The following is a 19469-nucleotide window of genomic DNA, read 5'->3' as shown; positions in this document are numbered from 1 at the left end:
GCAAGCCCGCTCCCACCCCATCTGTAGGAGCGGGCTTGCCCCGCGATGAAGCCCCCCCGCAGACACAAAAAAGCCCATCCGAAGATGGGCTTTTTGCGTTACGCAGCCTGCCTGTTAGCGAGCAGGACCTTCAGCCACGCCCAGGTCATCCATCGGACGGGTGTCAGTCAGTGGCGAACCACCGGAAGCCAGCTCGGCCTGCAGCTTGTCTTCGTCCAGCTCGTTGACCCACTTGGCCACGACCACAGTGGCCACGGCGTTACCGATCAGGTTGGTCAGGGCGCGGGCTTCGGACATGAAGCGGTCGATGCCGAGGATCAGCGCAAGGCCGGCAACCGGCAGATGGCCAACAGCCGACAAGGTCGCGGCGAGCACGATGAAACCACTACCGGTAACGCCCGCAGCACCTTTGGAAGCCACCAGCAATACCAGCAGCAGGGTGATCTGGTGGGTGATGTCCATGGTGGTGTCGGTCGCCTGGGCGATGAATACGGCGGCCATGGTCAGGTAGATCGAGGTACCGTCGAGGTTGAACGAGTAGCCGGTCGGGATCACCAGGCCTACCACGGATTTCTTCGCGCCCAGACGCTCCATCTTGGTCAGCATGCGTGGCAGCGCCGACTCCGAAGAGGAAGTACCCAGAACGATCATCAGCTCTTCACGGATGTAGCGGATCAGCTTGAGGATGCTGAAGCCGTGGGCGCGGGCGATGCTGCCGAGCACCACCAGGATGAACAGCACGCAGGTGACGTAGAAGCAGATCATCAGCTGGCCCAGTTGCACCAGCGAACCGACGCCGTACTGGCCGATGGTGAAGGCCATGGCACCGAAGGCACCGACTGGCGCCAGCTTCATGATCATGTTGATGATGTTGAACATGACATGGGCGAAGCGGTCGATCAGGTCCAGCAGCGGCTTGCCGTAGGCACCCAGGCGATGCAGGGCGAAGCCGAAGATCACCGAGAACATCAGCACTTGCAGGATATCGCCGTTGGCGAAGGCGCCGACCACGGTGTTGGGGATGATGTTGAGCAGGAAGCCCACGGTGGTCTGCTGCGCGCCGGCGGCGGCGTAAGCGGCCACACTGCTGGCGTTCAGGGTGCTGACGTCGATGTGCATGCCGGCGCCAGGCTTGACCACGTTGACCACGACCAGGCCGATGATCAGGGCGATGGTCGAGACGATTTCGAAGTAGAGCAGCGCGTAGCCACCGGTCTTGCCGACCGATTTCATGTTCTGCATGCCGGCGATGCCGCTGACCACGGTGCAGAAGATGATCGGGGCGATGACCATTTTGATCAGTTTGACGAACCCGTCACCCAGCGGCTTCAGGGCCACGCCGGTTTCAGGGTAGTAATGGCCCAGCAGGATACCGATGGTGATCGCTACTAACACCTGGATATACAGCGATTTGTACAGTGGCTGACGCGTCGTCATGGCTAATTCCTCAAGGGTACCGGCCCATCCTTCCCAGGATGCGGGGTACCTAAAGCGCGAACCCTCCTGCACTGGAGGGATTTGTTGTGTCGAGCTGCCTGGCAGAACTCTGATGAGTCCATAGCAAGCCCGATGCCAAAATGCGCTTTAACGGTGCAAGCCCCGGTTTTACGGGGCTGCAATGCACAACGAGGTTGCAGGTTGACGCGATGGGGTTGGCGGTTTTCCGCACGCCACGGAAAAGAATCCGACAATGATGGCGGTAATCCGCCTAGGTATTTCTTTCCAACTCGAAGCGAATGCGAAAGGCAGCACCGCCCAGTGGCGAGTCATCGAGGGTCAAGGTCGCGTCGTAGCTTTCGATGATGTCCTTGACCACCGCCAAGCCAATGCCCTGCCCCGGGTTCTGCCGGTCGAGACGCTCGCCACGCTGCAGGATGCGCTCGCGCTGATCGGGCGGCACACCCGGGCCGTCGTCCTCGATACACAGCACCACCTGCGTTTCGCCCGCCTGCAGACTGATGCGCACCTGGTTCAGGCACAGGCGGTAGGCGTTTTCCAGCAGGTTGCCAAGCAGTTCGAGCAAGGCGCCCTGCTCCACCGGCACCATCGCATTCGCCGGCACATCCACACTGATGTGCACGTGTTTGTCGCGATAGACCTTGGCCAGGGTGCTGCACAGGCTGTCGAGCAACGGCCGCAACTGTACCTGGTGGCGCACCAGGCCGCTCTTGCGCAGGCTGGCGCGTTGCAGCTGATAGTCGATCTGCTGGCTCATGCGTTCGATCTGGCTTTGCAGCACCCGCGCCTGTTCACGGTCTTCGCGGCGCTGGGCCATGCTTTCGCTGACCCCCTGGAGCACGGTCAGCGGGGTTTTCAGGCTGTGGGCCAGATCGCCCAGCGAATCGCGGTAGCGCCGGCGCTGCTCACGCTCGCTGCGCAGCAGGCGGTTGAGCGAGTCGGTCAGGCGCAGCAGTTCACGCGGATGCTCGCCGCTCAGGCCTTCGCGGGCACCTGATTCGACATCATCGAGTTCGCGGCTCATCTGCCGCAGTGAACGCAGGCCCCAGGTCAGACCGGCCCAGAGCAGCACCAGCAAAGCCAGCAACGCTGCGCCAAAGCCCAGGTAGAGCTTCTCACGCAGGCCATCGAGGGTGTGCTGGTATTCGCGCAGCGGCTGCAGGGCAACGATGCTGAAGGCGGCGGTCTTGCCGCCGAGCAGCTTGACCTCGACGTCATAGACGAAGAACTCCTCGCCATCGTCCTGGCGAATTCGCGCGAATTCGTTGCCACGGCCGTCGTAACGCGGGGTGTAGTTGATGTTCTCGTCCGCCGTGGCCCGCGAACGCCACACCAGGTTGCCCTGGCGGTCGTAGATGTAACCGAGCAGGCGGCTGTCGGGCAGGTTGAATTTCTCGTCGGGCAACAGCACCGGCATCTGCAGGTTGCCGCCCTCGATGCGCGCGGCGGAAATCAACGTGGTGACGTCCGACGCCAGGCGCTGCTCGATCGACTCCTGCAAGGCCAGGCTGAAGGCCTTCTGCAAGGCCGGCAGCAAGCCGAGCATGAACAGTAGCGCCAGCACCGCGGCCGCCAGCATCAGACGCAGGCGTAGCGAACGGATCATCGGCAACGCTCGGTGAACAGGTAGCCCAGGCCACGCACGGTATCGATCGGCTTGAAGCCGTTGCTGCCCTCAAGCTTGCGCCGCAAACGGCCGACCAGCACCTCGATGACGTTCGGATCGCGCTCGTCATCGTCCGGATACAGCTGCTCCATCAAGCGGTCCTTGGCCACCACCTGCTGGTGATGACGCATCAGGTATTCGAGGATGCGGTATTCATAGGCGGTCAGCGCCAGGGGCTGTTCGTCGAGGGTTGCCTGCTTGCGATTGAGGTCGAGCACCAGGGGGCCTGCGGCGATGGTCGACTGGGTAAAGCCGCTGGAGCGGCGCAGCAAGGCGTTGAGGCGGGCTTCGAGCTCTTCGAACTGGAAGGGTTTGACCACATAATCGTCGGCGCCGGCGGCCAGGCCTTCGACCTTGTCCTGCCAGTTGCCGCGGGCGGTGAGGATCAGGATCGGGAAGCTCTTGCCCTGGGACCGCAACTGGCGGATCAGGTCGAGCCCGCTCATGCCCGGCAGGCCCAGGTCGATCACCGCCAGGTCATGATTGAACTGCTCGGCCTGGTACAGGGCCTCCTCGGCATTGGCCACCGCTTCGACCACATGCCCGCTTTCCGTCAAGCGGCTGTACAAGTGATGACGCAAAAGTGCTTCATCCTCGACCACCAGCAGTTTCATACGCTCCTCCAGACCCGTGCCGGCCTTCATTGGCCAGTCAGTTTTGTAGACCGAATGCAGAATAACAGCGAACCGGCCGTGCGCATGCAGGCCGGTTCGGACATCGCCAGGCGACTTAGAACGCGTAGTTGGCCGACAGGTAGGTCTGGGCGCTGCTGTTCAGGCGCAGGCTGCCGACTTTCGGACCATCATGTTCGGACAGCTCGGTGCTGGCGTTGCTGCGCAGGTAACGGTAGCCCAGTTCCACCGAGGCATTGTCGCTGACTTGCTGCAACACGCCGGCTTGCAGGCCGATGGCGTAGCCGGTGTCGGTGTCGCGGCTGTAGCCGGAGGACTCCATGCTCATCTTGGTCAGGCCGGCGCTGGCGCCACCGAACAGCTTGGTGGTGCTGCCCAGCGGGTAGAACAGGTCGTAGCTGCCCAGCAGGTTTTCCTGGCGCACTTTCAGGCCGCTGTGGTCGTTGGAGACGTTGTCGTAGGTGAGGTAGTAGCGGCCCTGGTCGTTCATCTGGCCGACGCGGATGCCGTAGGTGCTGTCCTTGCTGATGATGCCGTCGGTGTTCAGGTGATCAGTGTTGCGGGTCAGCAGGCCGGACTTTTTCATCTTGTCGCTGGTCTGACCATAGGTGACGCCGGCGAAAGTGGTGTCAGCGGCCTGGGCGGCGGCGCTGGCGCCAAGGAAAGCAACGGTGAGCAGCAGGGTGTTGAGCTTTTTCATCGTGTGGTACTCCAGGTGATGCACTGTGTTGGTGTGGAAGCTAGAGTAAGCAAGCCGTCCTGAACCGCCGCTGAACCCAGGCTGAACCTCGGCTGAACAGCTGCACTGAGTGCAAAACCGACTGCAAGTAAGGAGTACGACCATGCGTTGTCTGCTCGCTCTGGCCCTGATCGGTGCCGCCAGCCTGGCCCAGGCGGCGGTGCAAACCCGTGAGATCCCCTACCAGGACGCCGACGGCAAGCGCCTGGTCGGCTACTACGCCTACGACGACGCCGCCGAGGGCAAGCGCCCGGGCGTGGTGGTGGTGCATGAATGGTGGGGGCTCAACGACTATGCCAAGCGCCGCGCCCGCGACCTTGCCGGGCTTGGCTACAGCGCCCTGGCCATCGACATGTATGGCGACGGCAAGACCACCGAGCACCCGGCCGATGCCCAGGCCTTCATGGCCGCCGCGCTTAAAGACCCGGATGCGGCGGCCGAGCGCTTTGATGCCGGGGTTGAGCTGCTGAAGATTCAGCCGCAGACCGATACCACGCAGATCGCCGCCATCGGCTACTGCTTCGGCGGCAAGGTGGTGCTCGACGCCGCGCGCCGCGGCGAAGCGCTGGCCGGTGTGGCCAGTTTCCATGGTGCGCTGGTGACCAACACGCCGGCGACGCCGGGCAGCGTCAAAGCCAAGGTGCTGGTCGAGCACGGCGCCAATGACAGCATGGTGACGCCGGAGCAGGTGGAGAAATTCAAGGAAGAAATGGACGCGTCCGGGGCGAGCTATGAGTTCGTCAGTATTCCCGGAGCCAGGCATGGTTTTACCAATCCGGATGCCGACCGCCTGAGCCATGGCGGGCATGGTGGGCCTGATATTGGCTACAACAAGTCGGCGGATGAGAGCTCCTGGGCGGATTTGCAGGCGTTCTTCAAGAAGATCTTCAAGTAAACCGAATACGGTGAAGCACTCTGTGGGAGCTGGCTTGCCAGCGATGTGGCCGGTGCAATCGACGCAGAATGCACTGCCTGAATCGCGAGCGCGTTGCGCTCGATCGCTGGCAAGCCAGCTCCCACAAGAACGGCCCGTGCAAGGTATCTGGTCAGCCCTCCCGCACCACGGCACAATAGCGGCCATGAATCGACTGCCCACCTGCTGCGCCCCGCTCCTGCACCACTGGCCCCTGCCGCGTCCGGTCCCCGGCGCGATTCTGGTCAGTTGCCCGTTCGACCCGGCCCTGCTCGCCAGCGACGACTTCAGCCGCGCCGGTATCGAACAGACCGCCAGCCTGCAACGCTCGGTGGCCAAGCGCCAGGCCGAGTACCTGGCTGGCCGGGTGTGCGCCCGCGCGGCCTTGATGCAGCTCGATGGCCGCGACTATGTCCCGGGCACTGACGAAGACCGCGCCCCCATCTGGCCGGCTGGTATCAGTGGCTCGATCACCCACGGCAAAGGCTGGGCCGCCGCGGTGGTGGCGCGCAACAGCGATTGCCAGGGCCTGGGCCTGGATCAGGAAAGCCTGCTCAGCGACGAACGCGCCGAGCGCCTGGCCCGGGAGATTCTCACCGAAGCCGAAATGCAGCGCATGAACCCCAGCCAGGTGGGCCTGAGCGTGACCCTGACCTTCTCGCTGAAAGAAAGCCTGTTCAAGGCGCTCTATCCGATCGTCAGGCAGCGCTTCTATTTCGAGCACGCCGAAGTGCTGGAGTGGTCCGCCGACGGCCATGCGCGCTTGCGTCTGCTGACCGACCTGTCGGCGCAGTGGCACCACGGCCGCGAGCTGGAAGGGCAGTTCTGCCTGCAGGATGATCAACTGTTGAGCCTGGTCAGCGTCTGAGCTTCAGGGCAGTAGCGGGCAGTGCTCGCAATGCCCGACCCAGTCGACCTTGTAACTCAGGCAGCAGGTACGGCGCCGACGCCGGCCCGCAGCATCCTGGCTGACAGCGGCATACAAGGGGCTGCCGGGCGTTTGCAGCAGCACCTGCAATCCTGAGCTGCCCCCCCTGCCTTGCAGCGCCTGATCCAGGCAATCGCCGGCATTGCCCCACAACACCGCCATCGAAACCGGTCCCAGCTCGGCCAGGCGCACAACCAACGGTTGCAGATGCTCAGCGAACAGGTCCTGGCACGGTGTTGCTTCGGCGACCAGCGTGACCGGCAAACCGCGCGCATCCACCTGCACCGCGGTATCGCTGAAAGCCGACAAGGGTTCGCCCTCGCCCAACATCCGCCAGACCAGTGCGAAGTAATACTTCGACCACTGCGACACCAGCACCGGCCGTTGCGCAGGCATCAACTGGGGGCCATAAAGCGCCAGCAGCAGAGGGTCGAACCGTGCTTGGTCGAGCAAAGCCTGCAGGGCAATCGGCGAACTCATGCGCCGTCCTGATTGCGTGGCCAGTTCAGGCTGAAGCAGGCGCCGCCCAGGCGCTCGCTGTGCCCCACTGACGCTCGCCCGCCATGCCAATAGATGATCCGCCGCACGATCGACAAGCCCAGGCCATGCCCGCCCGAAGCGCGGGTGCGGCTGTCATCGAGGCGGGTGAAGGGGGTGAAGATGCGCTCCCAGACGCTTTCCGGCACACCGGGGCCATCGTCCTCGACATCGATCCGGCAACGCTGCAGCCCCAACTGATAGCTGAGGCTGACCTGCGATTCGGCGTGGCGCATGGCGTTGCTGACCAGGTTCTGCAACGCCCGGTGCAGGTAGCGCGGCTCGGCCTCGACCCACGGTCCCTGCCCGTCCGGGCCTTTTTCACCGCCCTGGCACGGGCCACGCAGCACCCGCACCTCGCGGCGCAGCGGCGCCAGTTCAGCGATCACCTGGTCGAGCAAGGCATCCAGGTCGACCCGCTGGAAATGCAGGGCCGGCGCGCCCTGCTCCAGGCGCGCGTAGGTGAGCATCTCATCGACCAGCTTGTCCAGGTCCTGGATATCGCCATCCATGCCGGTCAGGTACTTGTCCCGGGCCTGGTCATTGCTGGCGCTGGCGATCATTTCCAGGCCAAAGCGCAGGCGCGCTACCGGCGTGCGCAGTTCGTGGGACACCGCCCGCACCAGCTCGCGCTGGATGGTCAGCGAGCGCTGCAGGTGTTCGGCCATGCCATTGAACGCCGCGGCCAGGCGCCCGACCGAATCGGCGTCGTCGGCGGCTACGCGGGTTTCCAGGCTGCCCTGGGCAATCAGCGTTGCGGCGGCTTCAAGCCCGGACAGGCGCCGTTCCAGCTGGCGCACCAGCAGGTAGACGATCAGGCCGATCAGGCACAGGCCCAACACCGCAATCAGCACCAGCAGTTGCGGCGGATAGGGGTTCATCTGGTACAGCGGGCCGATTTCCAGCACCCAGGGCGTACCGACCAGGCCGGCGAACACACGGATCGAGTTGCCGTCCTTGCCCAAGGCCATCACCGTGTCGCCTTCGTCGATGCGTCGGCGCTGGTCTTCGTCCATGTTGGTCTGGCTGACCCGCTGCAGGCGCAGGTCGAAGCCAAAACCCTTGCTCTGCTTGAGTGCGGCCAGGCGCTGGGGCTGCTCGGCCACCGGGTAGCGCACCAGCTCATCGGCCAACAGGTAGATAGTGGCACGGGCCAGTTGCTCGCTGATCTGCTGCACTTCGCCAACCAGCAGCAAATCCTGGTCACCGACCTGACGCAGCACCTTGGCCGCGTGCGGGCCGGTCTTCTCGACCAATACCTGGCCGCGCTGCAACTGGCTGCGCTGGCTGCCGTCGAGGGCAGTGCTGCTCAGCACCTGCAACTCCAGCGGAATCCCCAGCAGGCGCTCCCAGATCAGCAGGGCGCGCTTGCGCTCGACAGCGTCCAGTGGCGCCAGGTTGTCAGCCATCAGGGTAAAGGTGCCGTGGGCCAGGCGCTCGCGGTACTGGCCGGCGCGCACCTCGTTGAGCAGATGCAGGCTGAGCACGCCCAGCACCGCCACCAGCACCAGGGCGGCGAGCATGCCGCCATAGATGCGCAGGAAGATCGAGTTCATTGCACCTGGCCCATGGCTTCGGCCGCTTCGCGGACGAACAGGTAACCTTTGCTGCGGATGGTCTTGATCATCCGCGGGTGCTCCGGGTCGTCGCCTATTTTCGGACGGATGCGCGAAATACGCACATCAATGGAGCGGTCCTGGCCGTCATAGCCGACGCCGCGCAGGGAAGTGAAGATCTCTTCGCGCGACAAGGTGCGCCCGGCGTTGCTCACCAGCAGCCATAAAAGGTCGAATTCGGCGCTGGTCAGTTCGATACCGCTGTCGTACAGCCAGGCCTCGCGCAGGGTGTTGTCGACCCGCAGCGGGCCGAACTGCAGGGCTTGCAGCGCTTGCGCCTCAGCCGGCGCCTCGCTGCGGCGCAACAGGGCATTGATGCGCGCCAGCAGCAAGCGCGGGCGCACCGGCTTGCATACGTAGTCGTCGGCGCCCAGGTCCAGGCCCTGGATCTGATCAAGGTCGTCGCTGCGCGCGGTCAGCATCAGGATCGGCCCGGGGTACTGTTGGCGCACCTTGCGGCAGATGCTCAGGCCGTCCTCGCCGGGCAGCATCAGGTCGAGGATCACCAGGTCCGGCTGCTCGGCAATGATCCGCGCCGCCGCCCGGGCGCCATCGCCCTCCACTTCCACGGCAAAGCCATTGGCCTGCAGGTATTCACGGGTCAGGTCGGCCAGCCGCTGGTCATCCTCGACGATCAATACCCGACTGCTCTGCTCCACGGCTCACCTCAACAGCTTGTTGTTATAAAGAGTGCCCACTTCACCAAAAGGCAACATTGGCCCCGGATACTACGTCGGGCACCCGCGCCTGCCAACCGCCGTTGCAAGCGGTTAAAAACCTGCGGGAAAGCCGCTCGGACAAGCCGATTTTTTGTGATAGGGTTCGCGCCCGCAAAATCGGCCTGCGGCCTTAAGACCTGCGAAAAAATCGGTGACAGCCGGTCATGCCGCGCTAAGACGCGGCCTACAAGGGGTTGAGTGAAATCACTCACAAAATACGCACAAGTTATCCACAGACCCCGACCTTGCATTACCCCCAAGACCGCATTATCTTGTATCCCCAGCGAAACAAAACACTACATCTTGGGGTTTCCTGAAAATCCCAAGCACAAGTCAAGCAGAGAACTCAAGCCCTCAACGGGTAGATTTTTTGCTTGAACTTTAGAAGAGATCAGCAGCCAAACCGCTCCTGCGGAGGCGACCGGTGCAAACCCCTGGAGGGTGTTGTTTCGGGTACGGGTGAGGCCAACGGCACACCCGACAGCAACAGTTTTGAGTCGTAGATTCAAGACCTTTGACTTCGGCCAGGGAGCGGCAAGCATTTGCCCTAATTCCTGAACTGTCCCGAAGTGAGTATGCCCGACCTGTGCGGCATGCCGGAACTCTCGTTCCTGCGCGCCCTCGGGGTCGGTTGTTGAGCTTTCGGACGGAACGGTTGGCGCTCACCAAGCGCCTAAACATACTTAGAGAACGTGGAGACACCCATGCAAACCGACACAACTCGCGAGAACCCGCAGGCCAAGGCGCCGCAGGCCGCTGATTCGAACCAGGATCTGGCTGCCACCGCCCCGGGCCAACTGCGCGTGATCAAGCGTAACGGCACTGTCGTCGCCTACACCGATGACAAGATCACCGTGGCCATCACCAAAGCGTTCCTCGCAGTTGAAGGCGGCACCGCTGCCGCCTCGTCGCGCATCCACGACACCGTTGCCCGCCTGACCGAACAGGTCACCGCGACCTTCAAGCGTCGCATGCCTTCGGGCGGCACCATCCACATCGAAGAAATCCAGGACCAGGTCGAACTGGCCCTGATGCGTGCCGGCGAGCAGAAAGTCGCCCGTGACTACGTGATCTACCGCGACCAGCGTGCCAAGGAGCGTGCCACCCGTGGCCACGCCGAAGACGCCGGCGTCCAGCCGCACCCAAGCATCCGCATCACCCTGGCCGACGGCAGCCTGGCGCCGCTGGACATGAACCGCCTGAACACCATCATCAGCGAAGCCTGCGAAGGCCTGGCCGAAGTCGATGGCGAGCTGATCCAGCGCGAAACCCTGAAGAACCTCTACGACGGCGTGGCCATCACCGACGTCAACACCGCCCTGGTGATGACCGCCCGCACCCTGGTCGAGCGTGAGCCGAACTACTCGTTCGTCACCGCCCGCCTGCTGATGGACACCCTGCGCGCCGAAGGCCTGGGTTTCCTCGAAGTTGCCGACAGCGCCACCCACCACGAGATGGCCGACCTGTACGCCAAGGCCCTGCCTGCCTACATCGCCAAGGGTGTCGAGTTCGAACTGCTGAACCCTGCCCTGGCCGACTTCGACCTGGAAAAACTGGGCAAGGCGATCAACCACGAGCGTGACCAGCAATTCACCTACCTGGGCCTGCAGACCCTGTACGACCGCTACTTCATCCACAAGGATGGCGTACGCTTCGAGCTGCCTCAGGTGTTCTTCATGCGCGTGGCCATGGGCCTGGCGCTGGAAGAGAAAGAAAAAGAAGCCCGTGCCATCGAGTTCTACAACCTGTTGTCGTCGTTCGACTACATGGCTTCGACCCCGACCCTGTTCAACGCCGGTACCCTGCGTCCACAGCTGTCGAGCTGCTACCTGACCACCGTGCCGGACGACCTGTCGGGCATCTACCACGCGATCCACGACAACGCCATGCTGTCGAAATTCGCCGGTGGCCTGGGCAACGACTGGACCCCTGTGCGCGCACTGGGCTCCTACATCAAGGGCACCAACGGTAAATCCCAGGGCGTCGTACCTTTCCTGAAAGTGGTCAACGACACCGCCGTCGCCGTTAACCAGGGTGGCAAGCGCAAGGGCGCTGTCTGTGCCTACCTGGAAACCTGGCACCTGGACATCGAAGAATTCATCGAGCTGCGCAAGAACACCGGTGATGACCGTCGTCGTACCCACGACATGAACACCGCCAACTGGATCCCTGACCTGTTCATGAAGCGCGTCTTCGATGACGGCAAGTGGACCCTGTTCTCGCCATCGGAAGTGCCAGACCTGCACGACCTGACCGGCAAGGCCTTCGAAGAGCGCTACGAGTACTACGAAGCCCTGACCGAGTACAACAAGATCAAGGTGTTCAAGACCATCCAGGCCAAAGACCTGTGGCGCAAGATGCTCTCGATGCTGTTCGAGACCGGCCACCCATGGCTGACCTTCAAGGATCCGTGCAACCTGCGTTCGCCGCAGCAGCACGTGGGCGTGGTCCACAGCTCGAACCTGTGCACCGAGATCACCCTGAACACCAACAAGGACGAGATCGCGGTCTGCAACCTGGGCTCGATCAACCTGCCGAACCACATCGTCGATGGCAAGCTGGACACCACCAAGCTGCAACGCACCGTCAACACCGCCGTGCGCATGCTCGACAACGTGATCGACATCAACTACTACTCGGTGCCGCAAGCGCGTAACTCGAACTTCAAGCACCGTCCGGTCGGCCTGGGCATCATGGGCTTCCAGGACGCGCTGTACCTGCAGCACATCGCTTATGGCTCCGACGCTGCCGTCGAGTTCGCCGACAAGTCGATGGAAGCGGTCAGCTACTTCGCCATCCAGGCTTCCTGTGACCTGGCCGACGAGCGTGGCGCCTACGAGACCTTCCAGGGCTCGCTGTGGTCCAAAGGCATCCTGCCGCTGGATTCGCAACAGATCCTGATCGAAGCCCGTGGCCAGAAGTACATCGACGTCGACCTGAACGAGACCCTGGACTGGGCACCGGTGCGTGCCCGTGTACAAAAAGGTATTCGTAACTCGAACATCATGGCCATCGCGCCGACCGCGACCATCGCCAACATCACCGGCGTATCGCAGTCCATCGAGCCGACCTACCAGAACCTGTACGTGAAATCGAACCTCTCGGGCGAATTCACCGTGATCAACCCGTACCTGGTTCGCGACCTGAAAGCCCGCGGCCTGTGGGACTCGGTCATGATCAACGACCTGAAGTACTACGACGGTTCGGTGCAGCAGATCGAGCGCATCCCGCAAGAGCTCAAAGACCTCTACGCGACTGCCTTCGAAGTGGAAACCAAGTGGATCGTCGACGCCGCCAGCCGTCGTCAGAAGTGGATCGACCAGGCTCAATCGCTGAACCTGTACATCGCCGGCGCTTCGGGCAAGAAGCTCGACGTGACCTACCGCATGGCCTGGTACCGTGGTCTGAAAACCACCTACTACCTCCGTGCCCTGGCCGCGACCAGCACCGAGAAGTCGACCATCAACACCGGCAAGCTCAACGCCGTTTCCAGCGGTGGCGACAGCGCCCCGGTACAAGCAGCGCCAGCCGGCCCTGCTCCGGTACCGAAGGCTTGCGCGATCGACGAGCCGGATTGCGAAGCCTGCCAATAAGCGCCTGAAGGCTGGCCAGCTCTCCTGTGGGAGCTGGCTTTGCCAGCGATAGGGCCGGCCCTGCCGCCCTCTTCGCCAGGCCGAACAACAAGGTCGGGGCCACCCCGACCTCCCCCGAGGGCCTCAGCCCCGGGAAGCATTCCAAGTTTTTGCGTGCACCGCAGTACCAACCGCAAGCACCGCAACCAAGATCCACCGGCCATACTGATATGGCCCTCAAGCAGGAGACCCACCATGCTGAGCTGGGACGAATTCGATAAAGACGAAGGCGAAGAAGCCGCCAAAGGCACTACCGCCACTCAAGCTGCTGCCGCAGGCATCGACAAGCTCGACAACGCCGGCGGTGTTGCTGCCCTGGAAGCTCGCGCCGTAACTGCCGAAGACTCCGAAGCGGTCAAACGCGCCAAGGCTGCCCTGGACCAACTCGACATCGCCGAAGGCCTGGCTGAGCTGGAAGGTTCCGCTGCCCGTGTCGCGGTTGACGAAAAGCGCATGATCAACTGCCGCGCCGACCTCAACCAGCTGGTGCCTTTCAAGTACGACTGGGCCTGGCAGAAGTACCTGGACGGTTGCGCCAACCACTGGATGCCGCAAGAGGTCAACATGACCGCGGACATCGCCCTGTGGAAAAACCCGGAAGGCCTGACCGACGACGAGCGTCGTATCGTCATGCGCAACCTGGGCTTCTTCTCCACCGCCGACTCCCTGGTTGCCAACAACCTGGCCCTGGCCGTGTACCGCCTGATCACCAACCCCGAGTGCCGCCAGTACATCCTGCGCCAGGCGTTCGAAGAGGCGATCCACACCCACGCCTACCAGTACTGCATCGAATCGCTGGGCATGGATGAAGGCGAGATCTTCAACATGTACCACGAGATCCCGTCGGTCGCTAAAAAAGCCGCCTGGGGCCTGAGCTACACCCGCGCGATCTCCGACCCGGAATTCAACACCGGTACCGTCGAGACCGACAAAGAGCTGCTGCGCAACCTGATCGCCTACTACTGCGTCCTGGAAGGCATCTTCTTCTACTGCGGCTTCACCCAGATCCTGTCCATGGGTCGTCGCAACAAGATGACCGGCGTTGCCGAGCAGTTCCAGTACATCCTGCGTGACGAATCCATGCACCTGAACTTCGGTATCGACGTGATCAACCAGATCAAGATCGAAAACCCGCACCTGTGGGATGCCGAAATGAAGGAAGAAGCCTCGCAGATGATCCTGCAGGGCACCCAGCTGGAAATCGAATACGCCCGCGACACCATGCCTCGCGGCGTGCTGGGCATGAACGCAGCGATGATGGAGGACTACCTCAAGTTCATCGCCAACCGTCGCCTGTCGCAGATCGGCCTGAAGGAAGAGTACCCAGGTACCACCAACCCGTTCCCATGGATGAGCGAGATCATGGACTTGAAGAAAGAGAAGAACTTCTTCGAGACTCGGGTGATTGAGTATCAGACCGGTGGGGCGTTGAGCTGGGATTGATTTCCCCGTTCATGTTCTACAAGAAAAGGCTGCCGCTAGGCAGCCTTTTTTATTTGTCCTGCTCAAGCCTCAGCGAAACGCCCAAGTACAGTCTCGACAAAGCACCGAAGCTTGGCCGTGCGCTGACGGCTTGCCGTATAGAGCAAATGCATCTGCCGGCTCGGCGGCTGGTAGTCAGCCAGCACCCGCACCAGCTCGCCACTTTGCAGCGCCGGGCGCAGAAAGTCTTCCGGCCCCAGCACAATCCCGAAGCCATCCAGCGCCGCTGACATCAGCGCCCTGCTCTCGTTGACCTGCAAACGGCTGGCGACCTGCACCTTGTGCAGCGTATCGCCCTGGACGAATTGCCATTCACGGTCGGCTGGGCGCGACCAGTAGGCGTAGCCCAGGCATTCGTGCTGTTCGAGGTCGGCTGGCGTTCGTGGGGTGCCGTGGGCGGCCAGGTAGCGCGGCGATGCGCAGGTCACCAGCCGGTAGGGCGCAAGCGGCCTGGCGGTCAGGCTGGAGGTGCCCAGGGGGCCGATGCGAAATGCCACTTCGAAGCCCTCCTCTACCAGGTCGACGAAGCGGTCGGTCAGGTGCAGGTCGATCTCGACCTCGGGGTACTGGCGCAGAAAGTCGGTCACCAGCGGCATCAGGCTGTAGGAGCCGAAGGTGACCGGCGCACTGACCTTCAGCTTGCCACGGGGCGTTTCGTTCATGATCTGCGCCAGGGAGTCGGCCGCCTGCGCCTCGCTGAGGATGTGTTTGCAACGCTCGTAGTAGGCGCTGCCAAGCTCGGTCAGGCTCTGGCGGCGGGTTGTGCGGTTGAGCAGGCGCGCGCCCAGGCGTTGCTCCAGGGCAGCTACATGCTTGGCGACCATCTGTGGCGACATGCCCAGACGCAGCGCTGCACTGGCGTAGGAGCCCGCTTCGGCCGCCATCACAAAGGCGCCCATGCTAGTCAGGCGATCCATCATTCAACACTCCTGGTAACGATACTTGATCCAGACCGCTAATTTATCTCCATCCGGTTGCCAATCATCATAAACGCTCCTATCACGCAACGGAGCAAGGACATGCGTATCGGCATTATCGGGGCAGGTTTTATCGGTCGGGCAGTAGCGCAGCTGGCGCTGGCAGCCGGGCATGAGGTGATGCTCAGTAACTCACGTGGGCCGCAGACCATGAGCAGCGTGCGCAGCGGCATTCTGGGCTGCGAGGTGGGCAGTGCAGACGATGCGGCGCGGTTTGCTGAGCTGGTACTGGTGGCGATTCCCTTCGCGCACTACCGCAGCGTGCCCGCGCAGTGGCTGGAGGGCAAGATCGTCATGGACGCCAACAACTACTACCCGGACCGCGACGGTCAGTTTCCCCCGCTGGAGCGCTTCGAGACTACGACCAGTCGCCTGCTTGCCGAGCACCTGCCGGGTTCGCGGGTGGTGAAGGTGTTCAATGCAATCCTTGCCCAGGACCTGGAGAAAGACGCACGTGTCAGGGGTGCGGCAGATCGGCGTGCCCTGCCTATTGCCGGCGATGATGATGAAGCGAAGTCAGCGGTGAGCAAGTTGCTCGACGATCTGGGCTACGACGCCGTCGATGCCGGAGGCCTGGATGAAAGCTGGCGGTTCGAACGGGCCAAGCCGGCTTACTGCATCCCCTTTGATGTAGAGGGCTTGAAGCTGGCCCTGGCGCAAGCCGAGCGTGAGGTTGAAGTGCCCGAAGGTGCCTGGCGGCGTTGAATTGCAGCGCTCCAGCTGAATCTGATCCGTATTTTGCAGCGCCATCTGCATCTGTTTCGGTAACAGCGCCAGAGCGAAAATACGCCTGCGCCCCGCTCTACCGGGCGTATTTCGCGGGTGCGGCCTGGCGCTGCACCGCAAAACCTCTATCTGGAGCGCTCAATGGGTAAGCTTGCATTCTTCGTCGTAGGGTTTCTGGTGCTGGCCATTGCGATTGGCGCACTCGGTACCATTTCTCCCCTGTAAACAACGCTGTTCTCCAACCTTCTGACTCAAGCCTCCAGCATGACGTTGACGATGGCGCCGCATCCGCCGCCAACCTGTGCGAAAATAGGGGGCTTTTGTTCATATGTTTGGAGATGTACAGCTTGGTAATGCACTACTCAACCAGCGGCGACGCAGTCGCTTGCGGTCGCGCCGGTAACAACCTCACCAGCACCTCCACCCCTGACCAGGTTTCCTGCAAGTCGTGTCAGCGGTCCCTGGTCAAGACGGAATCGCCTGCGTCGGCCAAGAAATCCACCCCGTCCCTGGCAGAGCTGCGTAAACAACGCATGGCCAAGGCCAGCCCCAGCCCCAGCACGTTCTGCTTCAAGGCCAGCTGGCGTGCACGCCTGAGCGCCCTGCCCGGCAGCAACCGCCTGCCCCGCGGCGTAGTGCCTCAGCGGTTCGTCTAAGCGCCCTTGCGAGGACACGTGGGGCCGACACCCGGCCCCACGTGATCTTACCTTCACCGCGGCTGACGATACTCCGCCAGCCAGTGCTCCAGTTCATCATCCATCCCGCAGCCGATCAGCACCCACAACAATACCCGGCATTTGCGCGGGCACAAGAACCCCGCCATCAGCGCGCCCTTGCGTTGCAGGTCCATTTCCCCACCCTCGAAGCCATAGGTGTGGCGCGCCGTAGGACCGGAGCCGGTTCGCGAGGCGACAATGACCGGCATTCTCGTGACGATGTATCCCACGCATTTGGCCCATGCTGCCGGCACGTGCCCGGCGCCAAAGCCGGCGATCACCAGGCCTTCGTAACCCAGGCCGGCGACTTGCTCGAGCAGCAGGGTATCTGCGGCGAAATCAGCCTCCAGCAACGCCACACGCTGATCCAGGCGCCAGGGTTCGGGCAAGGGATGGCGAGGCCTGGCGGGCTTCAGATAGCAGGCGCGCCCCTCGATCACCAACCCTTCGCAGCCGAAGTGCGGTGAGCTGAATGCGGCCATAGCCAGGCTCTCGGTTTTGCGCACATGTTCAGCGGCGTGGATCTGATCATTGATCACCACCAGCACGCCTCGTCCACGACTCTGCGAATCCAGCGCCACCTGCACCGCCGCCAGCAGATTGGCCGGGCCATCGGCGCCGGGCTCGCTGGCCGCACGCATGGCGCCGGTCAGGATCAATGGCGCGTCAAAGGGCCAGAGCAGTTCGAGAAAGTACGCCACTTCCTCCAGGGTATCTGTGCCCTGGGTCAGCACCACAGCGTGTGCGCCCTCTTCCACCTGGGCTTTGGCCCAGTACAAGACATCGATCAGTTGAATGAACGACAACGATGCACTGGGCAGCATCTGCAGGGTTTTCGCCGAGATGCGCGCAAGGCTTGCAAGCTGCGGCGCGTCGGCCAGCATCTGCGTGCTGTCCAGGCCCGGAGTGACACCTTCGCCAGCTGCTGCCTGGAGCATGCTGAGGGTACCGCCGAGGGTTCCTATGGCTAGTGTGGGCAGGGTCATGCGTCACCTCCTGCAACCAGGCTGATGAAGGGGAGAACTAGCAAAGTGGAAATAGCCATAGACAGCACATTACCGATGAAACCATGCATATGACTTGGCAGGCGCTGGCTGATAGAGGCCGCCAACGGTGGAGCCACAAGGGCTCCCAAGACCGCACTGAGCCCGATCACCTGCCAGTTGCCGCCGAAGGTCAGCACGGCGGCCGGGACAACTGAGACGATCGGGATATAGGTTGGATACCAGCCCTGGCGCATCCACTGCCTACGCCAGATCAGCACGCCGACAAAGGATGCCAGTGCTTGCCCTGCCACTATTTCCACTACCAGCTGTGAGCCGTACGCAGGGCCAGTGGGTGACAGGATGTAGGCCAGCAATACGCCCAGCAACAAGCCGAGGCTCGCCAGTTCATTGCCGAAGAACGGTGCTTCACTGAAGTCGGCCAGCACCCGGCGCAACGTCCAGGTGATGCCGTAATCGGTTTGGATCTGGCCGAGCGCTTGTGGGGTGTAGCCCGACGCGGTTGACCTCACCAGCAGCGGAAATCGGCGGATCAAGATGAACGCCAGGACACTGGCAACCGCCATGCCGCCGACATTGCCGACTACCACTGGCAGCTTCAAGGGATAGCACAGGTAGTTGACCAATAGCAGGCTGGCTGGCGTTACCAGCAAAGCGCCCATCAGCGCGCCATTGAAAGCCACCTTCCAGCCCGCACCGAACACCAGCACCATGGCCGCCGGCAGCGAAACGAAAGCCACGAAGGTTGGTTGCCAGATGCCACTGTTCAAGGTCCAGCCCCATAGCGTATGGCTGAACCACAACCCCAGCAGCGAACTGGTCACCAGCCACGGCCACAAGCCCGTGCCGTAACAGATGGCGAAGCCTTGCCAACGCTTGCCGTTGCGGTTGGCCCAATGAGCCAGGGCCGCGCCCGCCAGCAAGCCCAGTGCCGGCAACTCATGCTTGTAGAAGGCCGCTTCACTGATATCACCGATGACCCAGCGCAAACGCGCCAAGGGCTCGCCAAGATTGGCCATCATGTGCGCATAGTCTGGCCACTGGCCAATCCAGGCGTCGGCGCGGCCGCTGATAACTTCAAGCAGCACCGTGGTGACCAACGACACCGTCAGGCACAACAACAGCAAAGGCCAGAAGGTGGAACGGGAGGTTTCGATTGAGTTGTCCATCCCCCCTCCTTAGCGCGGCAAGGCTGGGTGCAGGTCATAACCGAGCATCGAGCCGTAGAGGTCGGTCCGTCCCCAGTTGTTCAGGCTAGGGCCGTCCGCCAGAGCTTCGGCGTGAGCCCAGGCTTCGGCGCGGGTATTGAAGCTGTAGCCGGTGTTGGTCAGTTCAGGCAGGACTATCAGATTGGCGCCCTCACGAACCGCTTGTTCGGCGAGCTGCAGGCCATGGCAGAGGTTGTTGTCGCAGTGTTCAAGACCCACCTGCGGGTCGAACTGGATGACTGCGACGCGGGCGGGACTGATCGGGGCGGCATTTGCAGACATGGGCGTTGGCCTTCTTATCGTTATGGGAGGGACGCCAGTTAAGCGGACACTCGGCTAGATAAGACAGTCAGGCGGGTCTGAAGCTACTGTGGGAGCGGGCTTGCCCCGCGATGCGATGTGGCTGACAGAAGGGGATCGCGGGACAAGTCGAGGCATCGCACCGCCGCTCCCACAGTGGCAAATGCCAGAAAGACAAAACCCCTACCTGCATACGCAGATAGGGGTTTCGGAATT

General features: G+C 62.6%; 16 protein-coding genes and 1 pseudogene. 6 read left to right on the top strand and 11 right to left on the bottom strand.

Features of this window, described 5'->3' with window-relative positions:
* Window positions 1-114 precede the first annotated feature (114 nt).
* The 4 genes from ABM562_RS18120 to ABM562_RS18105 form a co-directional block, all read right to left on the bottom strand.
* Complete coding sequence (locus ABM562_RS18120; RefSeq protein WP_010220388.1) at window positions 115-1437, bottom strand: dicarboxylate/amino acid:cation symporter; 1323 nt, start codon at window positions 1435-1437, stop codon at window positions 115-117.
* Window positions 1438-1708: 271 nt separating this feature from the next.
* A complete protein-coding gene (locus ABM562_RS18115) occupies window positions 1709-3064 on the bottom strand; it encodes an ATP-binding protein (RefSeq protein ID WP_115085716.1) in 1356 nt (451 codons plus the stop codon).
* On the bottom strand, window positions 3061-3738 hold the full coding sequence (locus ABM562_RS18110) for a response regulator (protein ID WP_010220390.1): 678 nt from the start codon (window positions 3736-3738) through the stop codon (window positions 3061-3063). The genes ABM562_RS18115 and ABM562_RS18110 overlap by 4 nt, the downstream gene beginning before the upstream one ends.
* Before the next feature lie 115 nt (window positions 3739-3853).
* Window positions 3854-4456 carry an outer membrane protein gene (locus ABM562_RS18105; protein WP_115085715.1) on the bottom strand — a complete coding sequence of 201 codons (603 nt, stop codon included), beginning with the start codon at window positions 4454-4456 and terminating at the stop codon, window positions 3854-3856.
* A 142-nt stretch (window positions 4457-4598) separates the two neighbouring features.
* On the opposite strand from ABM562_RS18105, the gene ABM562_RS18100 reads away from it, so the two are divergent.
* Together ABM562_RS18100 and ABM562_RS18095 are read left to right on the top strand one after the other, a co-directional pair.
* Window positions 4599-5390 (top strand): dienelactone hydrolase family protein, encoded by a 792-nt coding sequence (locus tag ABM562_RS18100; protein WP_460422859.1) that lies wholly within the window; start codon window positions 4599-4601, stop codon window positions 5388-5390.
* A gap of 184 nt (window positions 5391-5574) precedes the next feature.
* Window positions 5575-6276: a 4'-phosphopantetheinyl transferase family protein gene (locus tag ABM562_RS18095; RefSeq protein ID WP_115085713.1), complete on the top strand. Its 702-nt coding sequence runs from the start codon at window positions 5575-5577 to the stop codon at window positions 6274-6276.
* 3 nt (window positions 6277-6279) lie between these two features.
* On the opposite strand, the gene ABM562_RS18090 is transcribed toward ABM562_RS18095, so the two are convergent.
* From ABM562_RS18090 to ABM562_RS18080, 3 genes are read right to left on the bottom strand one after another with little or no spacing between them, the layout of a single operon-like run.
* On the bottom strand, window positions 6280-6816 hold the full coding sequence (locus ABM562_RS18090; protein ID WP_258578263.1) for an IucA/IucC family C-terminal-domain containing protein: 537 nt from the start codon (window positions 6814-6816) through the stop codon (window positions 6280-6282).
* Window positions 6813-8429 (bottom strand): ATP-binding protein, encoded by a 1617-nt coding sequence (locus ABM562_RS18085; RefSeq protein WP_115085711.1) that lies wholly within the window; start codon window positions 8427-8429, stop codon window positions 6813-6815. Before ABM562_RS18085 ends, ABM562_RS18090 begins: the two co-directional genes overlap by 4 nt.
* A complete protein-coding gene (locus ABM562_RS18080; RefSeq protein ID WP_115085710.1) occupies window positions 8426-9148 on the bottom strand; it encodes a response regulator in 723 nt (240 codons plus the stop codon). Before ABM562_RS18080 ends, ABM562_RS18085 begins: the two co-directional genes overlap by 4 nt.
* A gap of 764 nt (window positions 9149-9912) precedes the next feature.
* Here ABM562_RS18080 and ABM562_RS18075 point away from each other — a divergent pair.
* Both ABM562_RS18075 and ABM562_RS18070 read left to right on the top strand, forming a co-directional pair.
* The gene (locus tag ABM562_RS18075; protein WP_233674810.1) at window positions 9913-12801 is read left to right on the top strand and encodes a ribonucleoside-diphosphate reductase subunit alpha; all 2889 of its coding nucleotides are present in this window, start codon (window positions 9913-9915) and stop codon (window positions 12799-12801) included.
* A gap of 234 nt (window positions 12802-13035) precedes the next feature.
* Window positions 13036-14283, top strand: coding sequence for a ribonucleotide-diphosphate reductase subunit beta (locus tag ABM562_RS18070; protein ID WP_115085708.1), 1248 nt, complete (start codon window positions 13036-13038; stop codon window positions 14281-14283).
* 62 nt (window positions 14284-14345) lie between these two features.
* Here ABM562_RS18070 and ABM562_RS18065 read toward each other — a convergent pair whose 3' ends face one another.
* Window positions 14346-15242: a LysR family transcriptional regulator gene (locus tag ABM562_RS18065; protein ID WP_233674809.1), complete on the bottom strand. Its 897-nt coding sequence runs from the start codon at window positions 15240-15242 to the stop codon at window positions 14346-14348.
* Between the two features lie 99 nt (window positions 15243-15341).
* Here ABM562_RS18065 and ABM562_RS18060 point away from each other — a divergent pair, with 99 nt between their 5' ends.
* Together ABM562_RS18060 and ABM562_RS18055 are read left to right on the top strand one after the other, a co-directional pair.
* The gene (locus ABM562_RS18060) at window positions 15342-16004 is read left to right on the top strand and encodes an NADPH-dependent F420 reductase (protein ID WP_460422857.1); all 663 of its coding nucleotides are present in this window, start codon (window positions 15342-15344) and stop codon (window positions 16002-16004) included.
* 374 nt (window positions 16005-16378) lie between these two features.
* Window positions 16379-16681 carry a hypothetical protein gene (locus tag ABM562_RS18055; protein ID WP_115085966.1) on the top strand — a complete coding sequence of 101 codons (303 nt, stop codon included), beginning with the start codon at window positions 16379-16381 and terminating at the stop codon, window positions 16679-16681.
* A gap of 53 nt (window positions 16682-16734) precedes the next feature.
* Here ABM562_RS18055 and ABM562_RS18050 read toward each other — a convergent pair whose 3' ends face one another.
* From ABM562_RS18050 to ABM562_RS18040, 3 genes and pseudogenes are all read right to left on the bottom strand, one after another.
* Entirely contained in the window at window positions 16735-17727 is a 993-nt protein-coding gene (locus ABM562_RS18050; protein ID WP_460422854.1) for an asparaginase, read from the bottom strand.
* On the bottom strand, window positions 17724-18914 hold the full coding sequence (locus ABM562_RS18045) for a hypothetical protein (protein WP_460422853.1): 1191 nt from the start codon (window positions 18912-18914) through the stop codon (window positions 17724-17726). Before ABM562_RS18045 ends, ABM562_RS18050 begins: the two co-directional genes overlap by 4 nt.
* A 72-nt stretch (window positions 18915-18986) precedes the next feature.
* Window positions 18987-19235, bottom strand: a pseudogene (locus ABM562_RS18040) (nitrilase-related carbon-nitrogen hydrolase); the annotation flags it as partial.
* Window positions 19236-19469 lie beyond the last annotated feature (234 nt).

The sequence above is a fragment of the Pseudomonas sp. ZL2 genome (genome assembly GCF_054788455.1).
The sequence above is the reverse complement of the archived record's forward strand: the minus strand, read 5'-3'. Positions and strand labels throughout refer to the sequence as shown.